Source organism: Planotetraspora sp. A-T 1434 (genome assembly GCF_025420585.1).
Classification (GTDB): domain Bacteria; phylum Actinomycetota; class Actinomycetes; order Streptosporangiales; family Streptosporangiaceae; genus JAOEGB01.
This window is the reverse complement of record NZ_JAOEGB010000006.1, coordinates 115,123-135,187: the sequence shown is the minus strand read 5'-3', so window position 1 is coordinate 135,187 and position 20,065 is coordinate 115,123. Positions and strand designations below refer to the sequence as shown.

Here is a 20,065-nt window from a genome sequence, read left to right as displayed (position 1 = left end):
ATCACGGGGCGCACTCGGGAGAAGTGGTCGGAATCCTGGTCAGATGCGTTGCGCCGCTAAGTTGAGGAGTTATTACGACTCCGCATCCAAGTGTGGACAGTTCTGATGCTTTCCTGGTCAGGGGCCCCTTGAGGTATGTACCTTTCCAGCATTCGATCGGGACGGGTCGGCAGCGCTGACGTTTCCCGGGCCTGGATGAAGGAGATGCTTCATGATCCGCATTGCCCCCCTTGGGCGCGCGCTGGCCGTCGCCGCGGCTGCCAGCCTTGCCCTGACAGCCTGTGGCGGTGGCACGGAGAGCGCCGCGCCGGCGTCCTCGGCGTCCTCGGCGCCCCCGGCGTCCTCGACCGCTCCGGCGGCGGTCGTCGCGGACGGCACTTTCACGGTTGGCACCCTGCTGCCGCAGACTGGTTCGCTCGCCTACCTCGGCCCGCCGGAGTTCGCCGGCGTGAAGCTGGCGGTCAAGGAGATCAACGACGCCGGAGGCGTCCTCGGTAAGCCGGTCACAGAGGTCGACACCGACTCGGGTGACACGTCGACGAACATTGCCTCGCAGTCGGTGGACAAGCTGCTTCAGCAGAAGGCCGACGTGGTGGTCGGCGCGGCTTCGTCGTCGGTGTCGCTGTCGGTGATCGACAAGATCACGGGAGCCGGCGTGGTGCAGATCTCGCCCGCCAACACCTCCGACAAGCTGACCTCCTACAACGACAAGGGCCTCTACTTCCGTACGGCTCCGCCGGACGTTCTCCAGGGCCGCGTCCTGGGTGACCTCATCGTGGCCGACGGCAATGACACCGTGGGCATCCTGGCTCTCCAGGACGCGTACGGCACCGGCCTCGCTGACAACACGCAGAAGGCCGTCGAGGGCGGTGGCGGCCAGGTCGTCGAGAAGGTGATCTACGACCCGAAGGCCGCGGACTACTCGGCGGACGTGTCGAAGATCAAGGCCGCCAACCCCAAGGCGATCGCTCTGATCGGTTTCGACGAGACCAAGAAGATCGTCCCTGAACTGATCAAGCAGGGCATCGGCCCCGACAAGGTGAAGATCTACTTTGTGGACGGCAACCTGGCCGACTACTCGAAGGACTTCCCGAAGGGCACCCTGAAGGGCATCAAGGGCACCACGCCCGGCGTGGACTCCACGAAGGACTTCAAGGACAAGCTCAAGGCCGTGGACCCGTCGCTGACGGTCTACAACTACGCCCCCGAGTCCTATGACGCAACGGTCCTCACCGCGCTGGCGGCCCTTGAGGCCAAGAGCGACGCGGGCACCGACATCGCCAAGCACCTGCAGACGGTCTCCGAGGGCGGCACCAAGTGCAAGACCTTCAAGGAGTGCGCCGACCTGATCGCGGCCGGCACGGACATCGACTACGACGGTGTCTCCGGTCCGATCGAGTTCAACGACGCGGGTGACCCGGCCGAGGCCACGATCGGGATCTACCAGTACGGCCCGGACAACACCTTCAAGAACATCGCCTTCAACACCGGCAAGATCTCCGGCTGATCCTCAGCTCTAGCGCAGAAGGGCCCGGTCCTCTCGGACCGGGCCCTTCGTGCTGTATACGGCATGGCCGCCGCGGAGGCGGAGACCCCGGCGGAAGGTTCGCCGGGGCCTTCGGACGCGGGGTCAGGCGCGGGCGAGGGTGCCCAGATAGAGCTCGATGACCTTGGGGTCGTTGATGAGGTCCTTGCCGCTGGCCATGTAGGCGTTGCGGCCCTGGTCGAGAACGTAGCCGCGGTGGCAGATCTGCAGGCAGCGCCGCGCGTTCTGCTCCACCATGATGACCGTCACACCCGCCTTGTTGATCTGCTGGGCCTGGATGAAGACCAGGTCCTGCAGCTTGGGGGAGAGGCCGGCCGAGGGCTCGTCGAGGAGCAGGACGGATGGCTCTGTCATGAGCGCGCGGCCCATGGCGACCATCTGGCGCTCGCCGCCGGACAGCGACCCCGCCCGCTGCTTGCGCCGCTCCTTGAGGGCGGGGAAGATCTCGCAGACGAACTCGAAGCGCTCCTTGAACTTGGCCGGCACCTGGAAGGCGCCCATCTCGAGGTTCTCCTCGATGGTCAGGCTCGGGAAGACGTTGTTGGTCTGCGGGACGTAGCCGACACCCCGGGCGACGAGGGAATGGGCCTTGAGGTTGGTGATGTCCTCGCCGTTCAGGGTCACCGTGCCGCTGCGCACGTTGACCAGCCCGAAGAGGGACTTGAGCAGGGTCGACTTACCGGCGCCGTTGGGGCCGATGATGCCGATCAGCTCGCCCTTCTTCACGTAGAGGTCGGCGCCGTTGAGGATGTTGACGCCGGGGACGTACCCGGCGTACAGCTCGTCGGCCCGGAGGACGGCGTCCTGGGCTCCGGCGAGGTGGTCCGTGCGGTCGGTGACGGCGGCCCTGCCGCCCACATCTGAGGTGTCCGCCACGGTTTCAGCCGGGATGTCCGCGGTCGCGCTCTCCGTCGGTGTGCCGTTCGGCTCGGGCTCGCTCATGCCTTCTCCTCGATCTCGGCCTCGAGCTCGGCCTCGGCCTCGTGAAGCTGCTCTTCCGCCTCCTCGACGGACATCGGCGCGTCGTGGTGGGCGCCGAGGTAGGCGTCGATGACGCGCTGGTCCGACATGATCGTGTCCGGCGGGCCCTCCGCGATGACCGCGCCCTGTGCCATGACGATGACCCAGTCGCTGATGTCGCGGACCATGTCCATGTCGTGCTCGACGAACAGCACGGTCATGCCCTCCTCGCGCAGGTTCTTGACGTGCCCGAGGAGGGACTGGGTGAGCGCGGGGTTCACCCCGGCCATCGGCTCGTCGAGCATGACGAGCTCGGGGCCGACCATGAGGGCGCGGGCCATCTCGAGGAGCTTGCGCTGGCCGCCTGAGAGGGAGCCGGCGAAGTCGTCGCGCTTGGCGGCGAGCTTGAAGCGCTCGAGGAGCTCCTCGGCCCGCTCGGTGATCTCGTCCTCCTGGCCGCGCCAGCTGCCGGGGATGAGGGCGCGGAAGAAGTTCTCCCCGCGCTGGTTCTGCGCGCCCAGCCGCATGTTCTCCATGACGGTCAGCTTGGACAGGGCCTTGGTGAGCTGGAACGTGCGGACCATTCCCTGCCTGGCCACCCGGTGTGCGGGGACGCCGTTCATCGGCTTGCCGTTGAAGGTCCAGGATCCGGCGTCGGCGGTGTCGAAGCCGGTGAGCTGGTTGAAGAACGTCGTCTTGCCCGCTCCGTTGGGCCCGATGAGGGCGGTGATCGAGCCGCGCTGGATCTCGACGTGGTCGACGTCGACCGCGGTGAGGCCGCCGAACCTGCGGACGACCTTGTCGATGACCAGGATCGGGTCCGGCTTGGGGACGCCCGGCTCGGTCTCGAGGCCCGCGAAGACGGCCAGCGCGGCCTCCTTCTTGGCGGTGGTCGTGTCAGCGTGCATCGAGCGCGATCTCCCTCTTGTCGCCGAAGATGCCCTGGGGCCGGAAGATGAGCAACAGCATCAGGCCGAGGCCGACGAGCATGAAGCGGACCGAGCCGGCCTGGCTGACCGTCATGATCGACGAGGGGATCACCCCGGAGCCGACCGCTTCGGCGAGCGTGTTGCCGATGAAGACCAGCAGCACCCAGAAGATGGCCGCGCCGACGACCGGGCTGAAGACACGCGCCGCCCCGCCGAGGATCACGATCGTGTACGCGTAGAAGGTGAACTCGGTTCCGTACAGGTCGGGCTGCACGGAGGCCTGGCCGAGGGCGAAGACGAACCCGCCGAGACAGCCGATGATGCCGCCGAGGACCAGCGCCTGCATCTTGTAGGAGAACACGTTCTTGCCGAGGCTGCGCACGGCGTCCTCGTCCTCGCGGATGGCCTTCAGGACGCGGCCCCACGGGCTCTTCATGAGCAGGTAGACCAGCGCGCAGGACAGCGCGACGAGGATCCAGCCGACCGTGAGGACCCACATCGTCCGCTCGGTGAAGGTGATCGAGCCGATGCCGTACGAGCCGGGCGCGTAGGGGTTCATCGCGTAGAAGTCGCCGGAGAAGCTCTGGAGGCCGTCGGATCCGCCGAAGACATCCTTGAACTTGACCGCCCGGAAGATGAGCCGGACGATCTCCGCCGCGGCGATGGTGACGATGGCGAGGTAATCGGCGCGCAGTCGCAGGGTCGGGATTCCGAGGAGGAACGCGAGCACGACGGTGGCGGCGAGCCCGATGACGATGCCGAGCCAGAACGGCAGCTGGAAGGTGGCGACAGTGACCGCCAGGCCGTATGCGGCGACGCCGAGGAAGGCGGCCTGGCCGAAGTTGAGCAGTCCCGCGTAGCCGAACTGGACGTTGAGGCCGATGGCGGCGAGCGCGTAAACGACGGTTTCGAGGCCGATCGAGGCCTTGACCGTGGTGACGAAGATGCTGTTCCAGTCCACGTGTGGTCTCCGATCAGCCGATGCGCTCGCGCCGGCCCAGGATGCCCTGCGGCCGGAAGAGCATGACGAGGATGAGCACCAGCAGTGCGCCGACGGTCTTCAGCTCGGTCGGTACCACGAGGGTGGACAGCTGAATGAAGAGGCCGACGACGATGGAGCCGACCAGGGCGCCGAATGCGGTGCCCAGCCCGCCCAGGGTGACGCCCGCGAAGACGAGCAGCAGGATCTGGAAGCCCATCTGGTAGCCGACGTTCTGGGAGAGGCCCAGCATGACGCCCGCGAGCGCCGCGACGGCCCCGCCCGCGGTCCAGATGATGCGGATGACCCTGTCGACGTTGATGCCGGATGACGCGGCGAGCGCCGGGTTGTCCGCGACGGCTCGGGCGGCCTTGCCCGTGCGGGTCTTCAGGAGCGCGAGGCCCACGATCAACAGAACGGCGAGCTCGATGCCCATGGCGATGAAGTTCTTGGGCGCGGCCGAGATCGGCCCGACCTGGATGCCGGCCTGGGCGTTGTAGTCGGTGTAGGCGGCGCTCTCCCCGCCGAACAGGAACAGGAACAGGTAGCGAAGGAACAGGGCCAGGCCGATGGAAATGATCATCATGGCCAGCAGGCTGCTGCCCCGCTGCCGCAGCTTGCCCCAGAAGAATCGATCCTGCAGGTAGCCGAAGGCCCCGCCGACGATGACGGCGATCACGGTCGCCGGGATCAGCTGAATCCCGAGGACGACGTTGAAGAAGTAGGCGGACATCGCACCCAGGGTCAGCAGCTCGCCATGGGCGAAATTGGTGAGCCCGGTGGTCCCGAAGATGAGGGACAGGCCCATGGCCGCGAGCGCGATGATGAGGCCGAGGTTGAAGCCTTCGAAGGTGAGCTGGGCGACGCGGTTCCAGAACGACGAGTCAGAGGAGGCCGGGCCGTTGCCCTGCTGTCCGGCGGCCCCGAGGGCGAACAGCACGTTACGCTGGCTGCCTTCGTACACCTGTACGGTGAGCGTGTCCTTGTCCTTGAACTTGAGGGCGACCCCGGAGGGGAGCGTCTTCTGGTCGAGGGTGACCTTGTACTCACCAGCCTTGGGGACGGGCACCTGCCACTTGCCGTCCGCGCCTGACGTGACCTCTGCGACGGGTTTGCCGTCCTGGGTCGTCACGCTGATCTTCACGCCGTTCACCGGCTGGCCTTGGTTTTGGAGTGTGCCCTTCAGTGCCTCCCCGTCCGCCCAGGCGGGGGAGGAGAGGAGTAGGACGAGTCCACCCAGGAAGGCCGTGAACGCGATCACGGCTCTGCGCAATGGTGCTCCCTCTATTTAGGTCATGGCGGGGTGGTGCCCCCCCATTCCGAACAGGCGACATCGCCCTGTCGGCGACGTTGTGGCCGGAGCATAAGCCCAGGTCGCCCGATTCGGGCCCGTTCGTCACCAATCGGTGACCAGGGTGTGTCACTGGCGTGAGAAAGCTTCCCAGGTCATACCGATTAACGCGGGAAAGCCGATGAGCCCGCGGTGGACCTTTGGGTCCGTGCACAGCTTCCCCGGCTCTGCACGTTGTCTACTCGGTCTCCCACGGGCTCGGGGCCACAACGGTAGCGACCTGAGGGGCCCGCGTGCAAAGAGAGTCGCAAGCTGTTCCGTTATGAGGGCGAATATCGCGAGCGCCCGGTTTCAGGAAGCCGAGCCGTTCACGGTCCCGGTGTCGCGCAGCATGCACGTCAGCCGGGCGGTGCAGACGCGCCGCCCCTGGTCGTCGCTGATCTCGATGTCGTAGGTCGCGAGCGTCCGGCCGCCGTGCAGGCGCGTCGCGACGCCGGTGACGTGCCCCGACGAGGCGGAGCGGTGATGCGTGGCGTTGATCTCGATGCCGACGGCGCCCCCTCCCTCCCCGGCGTACAGGGCGGCTCCCATCGAGCCGAGGGTCTCGGCCAGCACGCAGGAGGCGCCTCCGTGGAGCAGGCCGTACGGCTGGGTGTTGCCCTCGACGGGCATGCGGCCGACGACCCTTTCGGCGCTCGCCTCCAGGATCTCGATTCCCATGCGCTCGGGCAGGTGGCCTTCGCCGGACTTGTTCATGAACTCCAGGAATTCCTCGGGATCGGTCAAGGTCAAGGGGACGCCTCCTGTGGGAAGAGCCTGGGGTTTCTGTCGTAGAGGGAGACTAGGCTGCGGGTGTGCCGAAGAGTGAACCGACCCCCACCCGTCCGTGCCTGCTGCTTCTGGACGGGCATTCTCTTGCGTACCGCGCCTTCTACGCCCTGAAGGACGCGAACCTGATGACGACGGACGGGCAGCACACGGAAGCGGTCTACGGCTTCACCTCGATGCTCGCCAACATCCTGCGCGACGAGCAGCCGAGCCACGTGGCGGTCTGTTTCGACCGGAGCGAGCCGACCTTCCGGCATGAGGCGTTCGACGGCTACAAGGCCAACCGGTCGGAGACCCCTGAGGACTTCCGCGGCCAGATGCAGCTCATCTACGAGCTGCTCGACGCGCTGCGGATCCCGCGCCTGTGGCTGGCTGGGTTCGAGGCCGACGACCTGATCGCGACGCTGGCCACGCAGGCCGCCGGCAAGGACATGAACGTCCTGATCGTCACCGGCGACCGCGACGCCCTGCAGCTCGTGAACGAGAACGTCACGGTGCTGATGACCAGGCGGGGCATCAGCGACATGACCCGGTTCACCCCCGAGGCCGTGATCGAGAAGTACGGCCTGACCCCGGCGCAGTATCCCGACTTCGCGGCGCTGCGCGGCGACCCGAGCGACAACCTGCCCAGCATCCCCAGCGTGGGCGAGAAGACCGCGACCAAGTGGATCGCCGAGTACGGCTCGCTGGACGAGCTGGTCAGGCGGGCCGACGAGGTCAAGGGCAAGGTCGGCGACAAGCTCCGCGAGCACCTCGGCCAGGTGATCCACAACCGGATGCTGACCGAGTTGAAGCGCGACGTCACGCTCGACGCCGACGTGGCCGGCCTCACGATGGGCCAGTGGGACCGCGAGGAGGTCAACAAGCTCCTCGACTCGCTGCAGATCCGCGGCGAGCTGCGCGAGCGGCTCTTCAAGACGCTCGGCACGACGGAGCCGGAGGCCGAGGCGGGCTTCGAGCTCGAGGTGACCGTGCTGGAGCCCGGCCAGGTGGCCGGCTGGCTCCAGGCCCTCCCCAAGGGCCGGGCCGGGCTGGAGTTCAAGGGGGCGTACGGCAGCGGCACGGGCCGGCTGGACGGCATCGCCGTCGCCTCCGCCACGGGCGCGGCCTACATCGATCCCACCCAGCTCACCCCCGAGGACGAGGCCGCCCTGGCGGCGTGGCTGGCCGACGAGTCGAAGGCGAAAGCCGTACACGACTCCAAGGGGCCGCTGCTGGCGCTGTGGGCGCTCGGGCTGGACCTGCGCGGGCTCACCTGTGACACGGCCCTGGCGGCCTACCTGGCCATGCCGGGGCAGCGCTCGTTCCCGCTCGACGACCTCGTCCTGCGCTACCTGCACCGGGAGTTGCGGGCCGAGTCCGCGCCCAACGGGCAGGGCTCGCTGTTCGACGACGCCGACGCCGGAGCCGCGCGGGACCTGGCGCTGCGCGCCCAGGCCGTGCGCGACCTGGCCGAGGCCCTGGAGGGCCACCTGTCCCAGCGCGGCGGGACGCGTCTGGTCATCGATGTGGAGCTGCCGCTGGTGCGGGTGCTGGCCGAGATGGAAAGGACCGGCATCGCCGCCGACCGGCAGTATTTCGCGGCGCTGGAGGCCGAATTCGGCGCGGCCGTGAAGCAGGCCGTCGAGGCCGCCCACGAGGTCGTGGGGGAGCAGTTCAACCTGGGCTCGCCCAAGCAGCTCCAGGAGATCCTTTTCGTCAAGCTCGGCCTGCCCAAGACGAAGAAGATCAAGACCGGCTACACGACCGACGCGGACGCCCTCGCCTCGCTAGCGCTGCAGACCGACAACGAGCTGCCGACGATCCTGCTGAGGCACCGCGACCAGACCAAGCTCCGCACGACGGTCGAGGGCCTGATCAAGGAGATCGGCGACGACGGGCGGATCCACACCACGTTCAACCAGATCATCGCGGCGACCGGGCGGCTGTCCAGCGAGAAGCCCAACCTGCAGAACATCCCGATCAGGACCGCCGAGGGCCGCCGGATCCGGAAGGGCTTCGTGGTGGGGGAGGGCTACGACACGCTGCTGACGGCCGACTACAGCCAGATCGAGCTGCGGATCATGGCGCACCTGTCGCAGGACGAGTCGCTGATCGCGGCGTTCGAGTCGGGCCACGACTTCCACCAGGCGACCGCGGCCCGGGTCTTCGACCTGCCGCCGGAGCAGGTGGACGGCGAGCTGCGGGCCCGGATCAAGGCGATGAACTACGGCCTGGCCTACGGCCTGTCCGACTTCGGGCTCTCCGGGCAGCTGAACATCCCGGTCGCGGAGGCCAGGGCGCTCAAGGACGAGTATTTCGAGGAGTTCGGCGGGGTCCGCGACTACCTCGACGCGATCGTGGCGCAGGCCCGCAAGGACGGCTACACCGAGACGATCCTCGGCCGCCGCCGCTACCTGCCCGACCTGACCAGCGACAACCGGCAGCGCAGGGAGATGGCCGAGCGGATGGCGCTCAACGCGCCCATCCAGGGCTCGGCGGCCGACATCATCAAGGTCGCGATGCTCAACGTGCAGCGGGCCATTGAGGGCATGCGCTCCCGGATGCTCCTCCAGGTCCACGACGAGCTGGTGTTCGAGGTCGCCCCGGGCGAGCTGGACGAGCTGACCGAGATGGTGCGGGAGCAGATGTGCGCGGCCTACGAGCTGCGCGTCCCGCTCGGCGTCTCCGTCGGGGTCGGCTCGACCTGGGAGGACGCCGGTCACTGAACCGGGTCCCCCGGGTCACTGCGCCACGGCTGAGGCCTCCACCTCCAGGAGGCTCGCCTCGTGCCGTTCGGCCTCGTAGGCGGCGTGCCCGCCGCGCAGGCCGAACAGCCTCTTGCTGAGCAGGATGTAGAGGACGGCCGCGATGTTGATCAACAGGATGACGATCCGCAGCCAGGTCACCTTCTCGACGATCTCGTAGATCTCGATGGGGATGAACAGCGAGGTGGCGACCACCGCGAAGTACTCGCCCCAGCGCTTCAGCAGCCACAGGCCGACGCCCTCGGTCATGAGCAGGGAGCCGAAGACGAGCAGGCCGAGCCCGATCCAGGTCAGCGTCCGCGTCTCCGCCGCGAGCACGGTCCGCAGCGTGTGGAGCACGCCGGAGTCCTCCAGGTGCCAGCCGAGCTTGTCGGCCAGCGGCTGGAGGAGCGGGAGGTCCTCGTGGAAGGCCCGGTTGACGGCGTCGTGATGGGCGCGGAACCGCCACACGCCGTATGCCGCGCCGAGCACGAGCAGGCCCTTGGCCCACCGGAAGACGGCGAGCAGCCGCAGGATGGTCGCGTCCCTGAGGGCGTGGCCGCGCAGCACGATCGGCGCGTCCTCCGCCGGTCCGGAGCCGTGCGGCTCCCCGAGGGTGAAGTCGCCGCAGCGCAGGCATCGCCATGCCTCGCCCAGCGCGGTCTCGGCGCGCAGGCGGTCGCGCAACGGCTGCTCGACTGGCGCGTAGGTGACGTGGCCGTGCCGCCCGCAGGCTCTCAGACTCCAATTCACAAGGGAATTTCAGCACACATGAACGTCGGTGTGTGGCGGGGTAATAGGGTCGGATGACTGTGCGCAATCTTGCCCGGGTGACGGTGGTCGCCAACATGGTCGTGGTCGTCATCGGCCTCATCGTGCTGGCGCTCCTCCCGTCGGCGGGCCGCCCGGAGGCGCGGGTCAAGGTGAAGCCGGCGCCCGCGCTGCCCGGCGCCCGGCTGCCCCCGCCCGTGAGCGCGACCGCCGAGTCCGCGAGAAAGGCGCAGGCCAACGAGGCCGGGCTGATACCGGTGATCATGTATCACCGGCTGCTGCCCAAGCGGATCGCGTCCATCGACCGGACCCCCGCGCAGGTGCGGAGCGAGCTGGAGAGGCTCGCCAAGGACAACTACGTGCCGATCACGGCGGCCGAGTTCGTGTCCGGAACCATCAACACTCCGGCGGGGACGCACCCGGTCGTCCTGACGTTCGACGATGGGAACCCGAGCCACTTCGCGGTCGACGCGGGCGGCATGCCGAAGAACGACACGGCGGTGGGCCTCATCTACGAGGTCGCCGCCAAGCACCCGAACTTCCGGCCGGTCGCGACGTTCTGGATCAACCGGAACCCCTTCGGGCTGAAGGACCCCGCCCAGCAGGCCCAGGCCGTGAAATGGCTCCTCGGCCACGGCTTCGAGGTCGCCAACCACACCTCCTCCCATCCCGATCTCCACCGCCTCACCACCAAGCAGGTCAAGGAGCAGATCGTCAGGCAGGAGCGGCTGCTCAAGAAGCTCGGCGTCCCGGCCTCCACGACGTTCGCGCTGCCGTACGGCTCCCGGCCGAAGAAGCTGACCGCGGCGCATGACGGGGAGTGGGACGGGACGGCGTATCACTTCGACGGCGTCTTCCTCGCAGGAGCCGAGCCGTCGGTTTCGCCGTACGCGAAATCGTTCAGCCGATACGCGATCCCGAGGATCCAGTCGAACGGAAAACACGGCGACTGCCGCCGCTGGTGCACGACGTACTGGCTCGATTGGCTGGACAAACACCCGCAGGAGCGATACACGTCGGATGGCGACCCCACCCATGTGTCGGTCCCGAAGAAACTTGAGGGCAAAATCATCTCAAGCAAGGCAAAAGAGATCATCGCGTACTAGCGCTTGCCTGCTCAGCCCGGATTGACCGCGCCCGCCATGTCTCATATGCTGATCGCTGCGCTGTGGGCTCGCGCGCGTCTCGGACGGAGCGGGCTCGCGCTCGGTCATCCGTAGCTTCCACGAGCAGCCACCGGTGAACGAAAACAGGCCCGCCGCGCTTCTGTCACAACGACATCTGTCCGGTTCGGAGCAATTCCACACATGACGAGCAGCACTGAGGCCACCTCGAGCACCCCGCAGGTAGCGGTCAACGACATCGGTTCCGAGGAGGCCTTCCTCGCCGCGATCGACGAGACCATCAAGTACTTCAACGACGGCGACATCGTTGAAGGCACCGTTGTCAAGGTCGATCGAGACGAGGTCTTGCTCGACATCGGCTACAAGACCGAGGGTGTCATCCCCTCGCGTGAGCTCTCCATCAAGCACGACGTCGACCCGGCTGAGGTCGTCGAGGTCGGGGAGCACGTCGAGGCCCTGGTCCTCCAGAAGGAGGACAAGGAAGGCCGCCTGATCCTGTCCAAGAAGCGCGCTCAGTACGAGCGGGCCTGGGGCACGATCGAGAAGATCAAGGACGAGGACGGCATCGTCACCGGCACGGTCATCGAGGTCGTCAAGGGTGGTCTCATCCTCGACATCGGCCTCCGCGGCTTCCTCCCGGCCTCCCTGGTCGAGATGCGCCGCGTCCGCGACCTCCAGCCGTACGTCGGGCGCGAGCTCGAGGCGAAGATCATAGAGCTGGACAAGAACCGCAACAACGTGGTCCTGTCCCGCCGCGCCTGGCTGGAGCAGACGCAGTCCGAGGTGCGCCAGACGTTCCTCAACACCCTCCAGAAGGGCCAGGTCCGCAAGGGCGTCGTGTCCTCGATCGTCAACTTCGGCGCCTTCGTGGATCTCGGCGGCGTCGACGGTCTGGTGCACGTCTCCGAGCTGTCCTGGAAGCACATCGACCACCCCTCCGAGGTCGTCGAGGTCGGCCAGGAGGTCACGGTCGAGGTTCTCGACGTCGACATGGAGCGCGAGCGGGTCTCGCTGTCGCTCAAGGCGACGCAGGAGGACCCGTGGCAGCAGTTCGCCCGGACCCACCAGATCGGCCAGGTCGTCCCCGGCCGCGTCACCAAGCTGGTGCCGTTCGGCGCGTTCGTCCGCGTCGAGGAGGGCATCGAGGGCCTGGTCCACATCTCCGAGCTGGCCGAGCGCCACGTGGAGATCCCCGAGCAGGTCGTGCAGGTCGGCGACGAGATCTTCGTCAAGATCATCGACATCGACCTGGACCGCCGCCGCATCTCCCTCTCGCTGAAGCAGGCGAACGAGGGCGCGATCGGTGCCGACGTCGAGTTCGACCCCACGCTGTACGGCATGGCGGCGACCTACGACGACGCCGGCAACTACATCTACCCCGAGGGTTTCGACGCCGAGACCGGCGAGTGGCTCGAGGGCTTCGACAAGCAGCGCGAGGAGTGGGAGCGGCAGTACGCCGAGGCCCAGGCCCGCTTCGAGGCCCACAAGTCGCAGGTCGAGAAGGCCCGCCAGGAGGAGGCGGAGGCCAGCGAGGCCGCCCCGTCGTCCTACAGCGGTGAGACCCCGGCCGCGGCGCAGTCGACCGGCGGCGCCCTCGCCTCCGACGAGGCCCTGGCGGCTCTGCGGGAGAAGCTGGCCGGAGGCCAGAGCTGACCGCTCAGCAGTGACGGAAGGCCCCGCTTCGGCGGGGCCTTTTCGTGTCATAGGGTGACCGCGTGCTTGTGGATATGGCAGTGGACATCGGGCGGGCGCTGCCCGGCGACGCGGGGGAGATCCTCACCCTCCAGCGGGCGGCCTACGTGACCGAGGCCCAGTTGTACGGCGACCCCTTCATCGGGCCGCTCGTCGAGTCCCTCGACCAGGTCCGTGAGGTCGTCGAGACCGGCGTCGTGCTGAAGGCGACGGCGGGGCCCCGGATCGTCGGCTCGGTCCGTGGGCGGCTGTCCGGCTCCACCTGCCTCGTCGGCCGCCTCGTCGTCGCCCCCGACCGGCAGGGCCAGGGGATCGGGGGCGCCCTGCTGGCCGCGCTCCACGAGGCGGTGCCGGAGGCGGCGGCGTTCGACCTGTTCACCGGCCACCTGTCCGGTGGCAACCTGCGGCTCTACCGCCGCCTCGGCTACCGCGAGACGAGCAGGGAGCGCCTGCAGGACCACCTCACGCTGGTTCATCTCCGCCGCGACGCGCACGCGGCGGCCGGATAGGCTTCGGGCGTGCTGAAGGTTGGCCTCACAGGCGGCATAGGGTCGGGAAAGAGCGAGGTCTCCAAGAGGCTCGCGGAGCGCGGCGCGGTCGTCATCGACGCCGACAAGATCGCCCGCGAGGTGGTCGAGCCCGGCACGCCGGGGCTCGCGGAGATCGTCGAGGCGTTCGGCGAGGGCGTGCTGCGTCCGGACGGGACGCTCGACCGCGAGAGGCTCGGCTCGATCGTCTTCACCGACCCGGACAAGCTCAAGATCCTCAACGGCATCGTCCATCCGAAGGTGGGCGCACGGGTGGGGGAGCTCCAGCGGGCCGCCCCCGACGGGGCGATCGTCGTCTACGACGTCCCGCTCCTCGCGGAGAACAACCTGGCCTCGTTGTACGACGTGGTGATCGTCGTGGACGCCTCCGACGAGATCCGCCTGGAACGTCTTCGTAAATATCGGGACATGTCAGAGAAAGACGCTCGGGCGCGGATCGCCGCCCAGGCCTCTCGGGAGGGCCGCCTCAAGGTCGCCGACATCGTGATCGACAACGAGGGGTCCCTGGACGCCCTGGACGCCCAGGTGTCCAAGATCTGGTCCGACCTCCGCGCTCGACCTTGAGGGTGATCATGCACGTGTTCCCGCACGTACAGCCCTGCCCGGCGCTTCCCACCGCGTGATCATGCACATGTTCCCGCACGTACAGCCCTGCCTGGTGCTTCCCACCGCGTGATCATGCACGTGTTCCCGCACGCACCCTCCCACCTGGTGTTTCGTGCGGCGTGATCATGCGCTACGAGGCGCGCTCGCCGGATCGGAGACTGCATGATCACGAAGAGTGGCGGCGCTCGTCAGGCGGTGTACGGCGGAATCCGTGCATGATCGCGATTCGGGAAACCGCACGTCCCCGAGCTTCCCGGGAAGCCATGCATGATCACGGCGAGGGTGGAGTGAAGGGCTCGTCCAGGGCGAGCCGGCGGACCTCGGGGAGATATTCGTCGAGCTCGCCCAGGTCGAACCGGCACATGCCGATCACGTACCAGAACTGGCCCGCCACGTCGCCCTCCACCTTGTAGAGGCCGCTGGGCGCGAACGCCGCCCAGCCTTCGGGCAGGCCGAGGAGCGTGGCGCGCGGTGTCCAGGACGCGACGTCCCAGAGGATGGCCACGCCGTCGTCCCCGGCGCTGGCCAGGAGGTCTCCCGACGGGTGGAAGGCGACCGACCAGACGCGCCGGGTGTGGCCGGTGAGCGTCCGGACGCGTGCCCCGGAGGCCACGTCCCACAGGCGGACGGCGAGGTCGTCCCCTCCAGTCGCCAGCAGTTCGCCGTCGGGGCTGAACGCGGCCGTCCACAGCCGGCCCGTCCCGCTGTCCAGCACGTCACGGATCTCGCCCGAGCGGGCGTCCCAGACCCGCGCGGTGCCGTCGTTGCTCGCGCTCGCCAGCAGGTCTCCCGCCGGGCTGAACACGACCGAGTGGACCCGGTCCTGGTGGCCCCGCAGCGTCGCCCAGCACGCCCCGCTCTCCACGTCCCAGAGCCGCACGAGGCGGTCGTCGCAGCCGGTGGCCACCAGCCGCCCGTCGGGGCTGAACGCGATCGACCGGACCCGGCCTCGGTGGTCGGCCAGGTTGGCGACCTGCCGGCCGGTCGCGCGGTACCACAGCCGGACGCTGTCGTCGTCGTTGGCGGTGGCGAGGAACTCGCCGTCGGGGCTGAACGCCTCGGCCCACACGTGGTCGGTCTCCACGTTGAGCTCGCGCTCGTAGGTTCCGGCGGCCGTGTTCCACAGGTAGACGCCACCGTCGTTGCTCGCCGTGGCCAGCAGCGGCCCCGCCGGGCTGAACAGGGCCGAGACCAGCCGGTCGGCGGTCCCGGTCATCGACCGCAGGCGGCGACCGGTGCGCGGGTCCCACAGCCGCACATATCCGTCGTTTCCACAGGTCGCGAGCGTGCTGCCGTCCGCGGAGAACCGGACGGCGGTGATCCGGCGGCCGTGGCCGCGCAGCGTCTGGCGGCACTGCCCGGTTGCCGGGTCCCACAGCCGCGTGGTCCCGTCGTTGCTGCTGGTGACGAGCTGCTGCCCGTCCGGCCGGAACGCGAACGGCCACACCGATCCCCGGTGGCCCATGAGCTCGGCCCGCACCTCGGACCGTCCCTCAGAACCGGCCACGTCCCACAGGCGCACGGCCCCGTCGCTGTCGCCGGTCGCCAGCAGCTCTCCCGACGGGCTGAACAGGACCTGGTAGACGCCGCCTCGGTGGCCCGGGAGCATCCCGGCGGGCTCCCCGCTCACCGGATCCCAGAGCCGCACGACGCCTTCCGTGTCGCCCGACGCCAGGAGGCGACCCTCGGGATGAAAGGCGAGGGTGTAGATCCGCCCGGGATGGCCGGTGAGCTCGTGCAACAGCTCGCCGGTCCGCGGGTCCCAGAGGCGCAGCACGCCCTGGCCGTCTCCGGCGGCCAATAGGCGGCCGTCGGGGCTGAGGACGAGCCGGTAGACCGCGCCGCTGTGGCCGTGGAGCTGCCGGCGGATCTGGCCGGTCGCGAGATCCCAGACGCGGATCGCGCCGCCCGAGTCGCCGGTGATCAGCAGGCCGGGCAGGAAGACGGCGGTGTAGATCGGCGCGGTGTGCCCGGGAAGCGTCAGCACGAGGTCTCCCGAGGACCAGATCCGCATGACGCCGTCGGCCCCGCCCGCCGCGACCAGGTCGCCGTCCGAGACGACTGGCCACACGCCGTCGGGGTGGCCCCGCAGGACGTGCCTCTCCGCTCCTGTCGCCGGGTCCCAGACCCGCACGGTGCCGTCGCTCGCGCCCGTCACCAGGCCGGCCGCGCCGTACGTGACCTTGTAGACCCGGCCCCGGTGGCCGTGCAGGGTGCGCAGGACGGAACCCGTGGCGCTGTCGCAGATCAGCACCCCGCCGTCCTCGCTGCCCATCGCCAGGACGCCGCCGTCGGGCCGGTACGCGACGGGCTCGGGCAGCCTGCTGCTCTGGAAGTGATATCCGTACGGCACGCCGACCAGGGCGGGGGCGAGCTCGGCGGTGACCGGGGCGTCTGGGGCGATGGCCGCGCCGCGCAGCTCGGGGGCGCCGGCCGGGACGCCCGTGGCGTCGATGACGGCGGCTCTGTCCCACCGGCTGCCGTCGAGGGCGACATCCCGCAGGTCGGCCCGGCCGAGCCTGGCCCGTGTGAGGTCCGCGCCGCGTAGGTCGGCCCCCGCGAGCACGGCCTCGTCGAGCCGCGCCCCCGCCAGGCGGGCGTCGCGGAGGACGGCGTGCGAGAGGTTGGCCCCGACGAGCTGGGCGTCGGTGAGGTCGGCGCCGGTGAGGTCGACGCCGGACAGTTCCCGGTACGACAGGTCCTCGCCGCTCAGCCGGGCGCCGCGCAGGTCGGTGCGGGCGGGCGTGCGCAGCCGCGTGGTCACCTTGATGGCGTTGGCCCGTGAGACGTCGTCGGCGTCGGGGGCGGCCAGCGTCCTGGCCGCCCAGGCATGGAGCCGTCCGGTGTCGGCGAGGTCGCACAGGAAGTCGACGGTGAGGGCGGAGAGCGGCCGCAGCGCCAGGGCGTCGAGCGAGGTGGACAGGTGCCGCGCGACCAGCCACTCGACCACCGAGGCGTGGATGAACCCGAACAGCCCCTCGTCGGTCCGGACGAGCAGGCTGCCCGCGCCGACCGCGTGCGCGGCCTGATCGGCGCTGAGATGCGCGGTGAGATCGGTGAGGGCCTCGGCGACCTCGGAGAGCTCTGAGTGCCGCAGGTAAGTCTCGCCGGTCTCCCACAGGCGGAGGGCGAGCGTGGTGGCGGCCCGCCACAGCTCCTGCCTGGCGAGCCCGCCGGGTGATCCCGCGACTCCGCGAGTGCGGTTCTCCTCGAAGGCCAGCCACGTGTCGAGGATCTCCTGATAAAGGGCCGCCGCGCTGATGGCCTGCCCGGCCCTCGCGACGGCGCGGAGCCGCTCCTCGGGCAGGTCGGCGATGAAGCTCAGCATCCGCGGGTTCTGGGCGAGCCCGAGCAGGTCGGCGATCCCGCGCAGCAGGTCCATCCGGTCGTCCGCCGCACGTTCTCCGCCGTACCTGTTGACGAGGTAGGCGCGGATCTGGTCCTGGGTGAACTCCTCGATGGTGAGCACCCGGCGGTTGGGCAGCAGGCCCACCTTCTCGCCGAGCGCCGTCATCACCTGGCTCTGGGACTTGAAGTGCTGGGTGCGGCCGGCGACCACGATCTTCGCCTTATCCTCGGCCGCCTGCAGGAGCGTGTCGAGGTGGTCGGCCGCCCTCTCGTAGGTCACCCTGGTGACCAGCTCGTCGAAGCCGTCGAAGAGCAGCACGATCCGGCCCTGCCGGAGCATGTAGTGGAACGCCTTGAGGTCGATCAGCTCCTCGCCGTGGTTGGCGAGGTGCGCGGCGACTAGGCCGTCGACCGAGTGGGCCTTGTCGAGGGCGCGCAGCTCGATCAGGATCGGCGTCAGGTGGGGCAGCTCGGCGGGGATCCGGCGGGCCACCTCGTGCAGTGAGAAGGTCTTGCCCCGGCCGAAGTCGCCCAGCACGAGCACGAAGCGGCCGTGGTCGGCGGCGAGCAGCCGCATCAGCTCGCCGGTGAGGTCGTCCCGGACGCCGCCGCCCGCCCGGTCGAGCTCCCGGAAGCGCTGCGGCACGTACAGCTCGGGCGGGTAGCGCCGGTCGGTCCGCAGCCGCGCCGTCTGCCCCGCGACGTAGTCGGACAGGTCGAGCAGCCCCTGGAACTCGGTGAAGCTCCGCAGCCGCACGCCGCGCCGCAGCGCGTCGTCCCGCATGGCCTGCGGCGGGGTGGGCCCCTGGTAGACGAGCTCGGACCCGTGCTCCAGGCCGGCGGCGCGGACGTGGCCGAGGAACGCCTCGACCTGGTCGGCGGCGACCGCCCCCACATGGGCGCCGACCATGAACTGGCGGACGAAGCCGTCCTCGGGGTGCGTCACGAGCAGGTGCGGCGGCTCGGCCGCCACTCGGCGGATCTTGGCCCGCTCGAACCGAGTCTCGCACACCTCGCTGATCCGGTCCAGGAGCAGCCCGGCGGGGCTCTCCACGGCGTCCACCACGCCGGGCGACTCCGGCTCCGGCTCGGGGGGAGGCGGGCTCTCCGGCCTCCACTGCCGCCAGCCGTGAGGGATGGACTCGGGGGCGCGCAGGTCACCGCGGTCGCGGGTCCAGCGGCGCAGCCCCTGGGGGGTGACCTCGATGAGCTGGTGGCGGCCGGGGGCGAGCGCGGGGACGCACGGCAGGCCGTCGAGCTCCCACACGTCCTCGGAGCCCGGCCGCCGGGGGTCGTGGCCGTGCAGGACGAGGTCGAGGCGGGAGCCCAGCAGGCGTTCGAAGGTCAGCGCGTCCCGCAGGGCGGCTTGCGGCGGATGCGCGATCACGCCGACCCGCAGCCATCCGTCGAAGGCCCGCAGCCGCTCGGCGAACCACGCCGCCTGGGCCTCGCCGATGTATCCGTGGTCGTCCTCCTCGCGGTGGCTCATCGCGATCGTCGAGTTCAGCCCCGCGACGGCCACCCTCAGCTCGGGCAGGTCGAACAGCGTCCACGGCTGGGCGCTGTCGAACGCCGGGCCGTCCAGCCCCTGGTAGATCTCCTTGAACAGGTTGGAGAAGTGACGCCACTTCGGCCAGTACGGCGGCTGCGGGCGGACGTCGTCGGCCTCGCAGGTGGCGAAGTAGGCCCGGCACGCCGCCTTCGTCACGTCTCTCGGCCCGGGGACCACGGCCAGCCGCCCGGGCTCCAGGCCGAGCAGCACCCGCAGGCCGGTCAGGAACGTCAGCGCCTGCTCGCATTCCCGGATGCTGCCCGACTCGGTCAGGTCGCCCGTCACCAGCAGCAGGTCCGGCCGGGGCGCCCCCGCGTCGGCGAGCCGGGTCAGGTCCGCCCAGATGCTCGCCTGCAGCTCTCCCGCGTCGAGAGGGTCGTCGGCCTCGGCCAGCCCGCGCCCGAACCGCGGCCCCGCGATGTGGAGCATCGTGACCGACGCCGCCCCGCCCTGCCGCGCCGCCGTCGGGAACACCGGGGCCGCCGCCGGGGTCCGCCGCGCCCGCGGGGTCCGCACGGCTTCCGGTACGGCTTCCGCGCCGGCGATGTGCGGCCGCAGCGGTGTCGCCGGCCCGGTGGGGAACCGGGGCTGCTCGGCGGGCTTGGCGCGGCCGGCCAGGGACTGCCGGATCCTCGTGAGCAGGAGCCGCCGCGCCTCGTCCGGGTCCGCCACGCCGACCAGGTCGACCCAGGTGATCGTGGACAGCAGCCCTTCGAGCGGGCAGTCCTCCAGCCGGACCGTGACGAGCTTGTTGGACGGGTTGTCCGGGTCGGCGCGCAGCGCGGCCTGCCATTCGAGCCTGCCGTACCGCGACTGGAGGTAGTTGCGGCTCAGCACCGCGACGACGAGATCCGCTTCGCTGACGCCCCGGTCCATGAAGTCGATGAAGTTGGTGCCCGGCACGAAGTCCCATGCCTGGAGCATCGTGCGGTAGCCCGCGGACTCCAGCTGCCAGGCGATCCACGTGGCCCAGCGCTCGTCGGCGGGGGAGTAGCTGACGAAGATCTCCGTGCGGATCTCGGTCCGCGCGTCCTCGCGTCCGCTCATGCGACCGGCCACGTCGCCACGATCACGTGTCGCCGCGATCTCATGCCGACTTCTGAGATCGGTTGACTCATGAGGCCAGTATTCACGCTGTGGCCGACGGTTTGGAGGGCTTCGATCA

Annotated in this window: 13 protein-coding genes; 6 read left to right on the top strand and 7 right to left on the bottom strand. The window is 69.5% G+C overall.

Annotated features, from left to right (window positions below; genetic code table 11):
- Positions 1 to 211: 211 nt before the first annotated feature.
- Positions 212 to 1,507, top strand: coding sequence for an ABC transporter substrate-binding protein (locus N5079_RS10130; protein ID WP_261583345.1), 1,296 nt, complete (start codon positions 212 to 214; stop codon positions 1,505 to 1,507).
- Positions 1,508 to 1,630: 123 nt separating this feature from the next.
- Here N5079_RS10130 and N5079_RS10125 read toward each other — a convergent pair whose 3' ends face one another.
- The 5 genes from N5079_RS10125 to N5079_RS10105 form a co-directional block, all read right to left on the bottom strand.
- Positions 1,631 to 2,488 carry an ABC transporter ATP-binding protein gene (locus tag N5079_RS10125; protein WP_261583344.1) on the bottom strand — a complete coding sequence of 286 codons (858 nt, stop codon included), beginning with the start codon at positions 2,486 to 2,488 and terminating at the stop codon, positions 1,631 to 1,633.
- Positions 2,485 to 3,414 carry an ABC transporter ATP-binding protein gene (locus N5079_RS10120; RefSeq protein ID WP_261583343.1) on the bottom strand — a complete coding sequence of 310 codons (930 nt, stop codon included), beginning with the start codon at positions 3,412 to 3,414 and terminating at the stop codon, positions 2,485 to 2,487. Before N5079_RS10120 ends, N5079_RS10125 begins: the two co-directional genes overlap by 4 nt.
- Entirely contained in the window at positions 3,404 to 4,396 is a 993-nt protein-coding gene (locus N5079_RS10115; protein WP_261583342.1) for a branched-chain amino acid ABC transporter permease, read from the bottom strand. Before N5079_RS10115 ends, N5079_RS10120 begins: the two co-directional genes overlap by 11 nt.
- Positions 4,397 to 4,409: 13 nt before the next feature.
- On the bottom strand, positions 4,410 to 5,687 hold the full coding sequence (locus tag N5079_RS10110; protein WP_261583341.1) for a branched-chain amino acid ABC transporter permease: 1,278 nt from the start codon (positions 5,685 to 5,687) through the stop codon (positions 4,410 to 4,412).
- Positions 5,688 to 6,056: 369 nt separating this feature from the next.
- Positions 6,057 to 6,461: a PaaI family thioesterase gene (locus N5079_RS10105; RefSeq protein WP_261583486.1), complete on the bottom strand. Its 405-nt coding sequence runs from the start codon at positions 6,459 to 6,461 to the stop codon at positions 6,057 to 6,059.
- A gap of 98 nt (positions 6,462 to 6,559) precedes the next feature.
- Here N5079_RS10105 and polA point away from each other — a divergent pair, with 98 nt between their 5' ends.
- Positions 6,560 to 9,241 (top strand): DNA polymerase I, encoded by a 2,682-nt coding sequence (polA, locus tag N5079_RS10100; RefSeq protein ID WP_261583340.1) that lies wholly within the window; start codon positions 6,560 to 6,562, stop codon positions 9,239 to 9,241.
- A gap of 15 nt (positions 9,242 to 9,256) precedes the next feature.
- Here polA and N5079_RS10095 read toward each other — a convergent pair whose 3' ends face one another.
- A complete protein-coding gene (locus tag N5079_RS10095) occupies positions 9,257 to 10,012 on the bottom strand; it encodes a DUF2127 domain-containing protein (protein ID WP_261583339.1) in 756 nt (251 codons plus the stop codon).
- A 53-nt stretch (positions 10,013 to 10,065) separates the two neighbouring features.
- On the opposite strand from N5079_RS10095, the gene N5079_RS10090 reads away from it, so the two are divergent.
- The 4 genes from N5079_RS10090 to coaE all read left to right on the top strand — a co-directional run bounded on the left by N5079_RS10090 (position 10,066) and on the right by coaE (position 13,958).
- Positions 10,066 to 11,136: a polysaccharide deacetylase family protein gene (locus N5079_RS10090; RefSeq protein ID WP_261583338.1), complete on the top strand. Its 1,071-nt coding sequence runs from the start codon at positions 10,066 to 10,068 to the stop codon at positions 11,134 to 11,136.
- A 201-nt stretch (positions 11,137 to 11,337) separates the two neighbouring features.
- On the top strand, positions 11,338 to 12,807 hold the full coding sequence (gene rpsA / locus N5079_RS10085; RefSeq protein WP_261583337.1) for a 30S ribosomal protein S1: 1,470 nt from the start codon (positions 11,338 to 11,340) through the stop codon (positions 12,805 to 12,807).
- A 74-nt stretch (positions 12,808 to 12,881) separates the two neighbouring features.
- Positions 12,882 to 13,355, top strand: coding sequence for a GNAT family N-acetyltransferase (locus tag N5079_RS10080; protein ID WP_261583485.1), 474 nt, complete (start codon positions 12,882 to 12,884; stop codon positions 13,353 to 13,355).
- A 9-nt stretch (positions 13,356 to 13,364) separates the two neighbouring features.
- Entirely contained in the window at positions 13,365 to 13,958 is a 594-nt protein-coding gene (gene coaE, locus N5079_RS10075) for a dephospho-CoA kinase (RefSeq protein WP_261583336.1), read from the top strand.
- Positions 13,959 to 14,271: 313 nt separating this feature from the next.
- On the opposite strand, the gene N5079_RS10070 is transcribed toward coaE, so the two are convergent.
- The gene (locus N5079_RS10070) at positions 14,272 to 19,947 is read right to left on the bottom strand and encodes a TIR domain-containing protein (RefSeq protein WP_261583335.1); all 5,676 of its coding nucleotides are present in this window, start codon (positions 19,945 to 19,947) and stop codon (positions 14,272 to 14,274) included.
- Between the last annotated feature and the right edge of the window lie 118 nt (positions 19,948 to 20,065).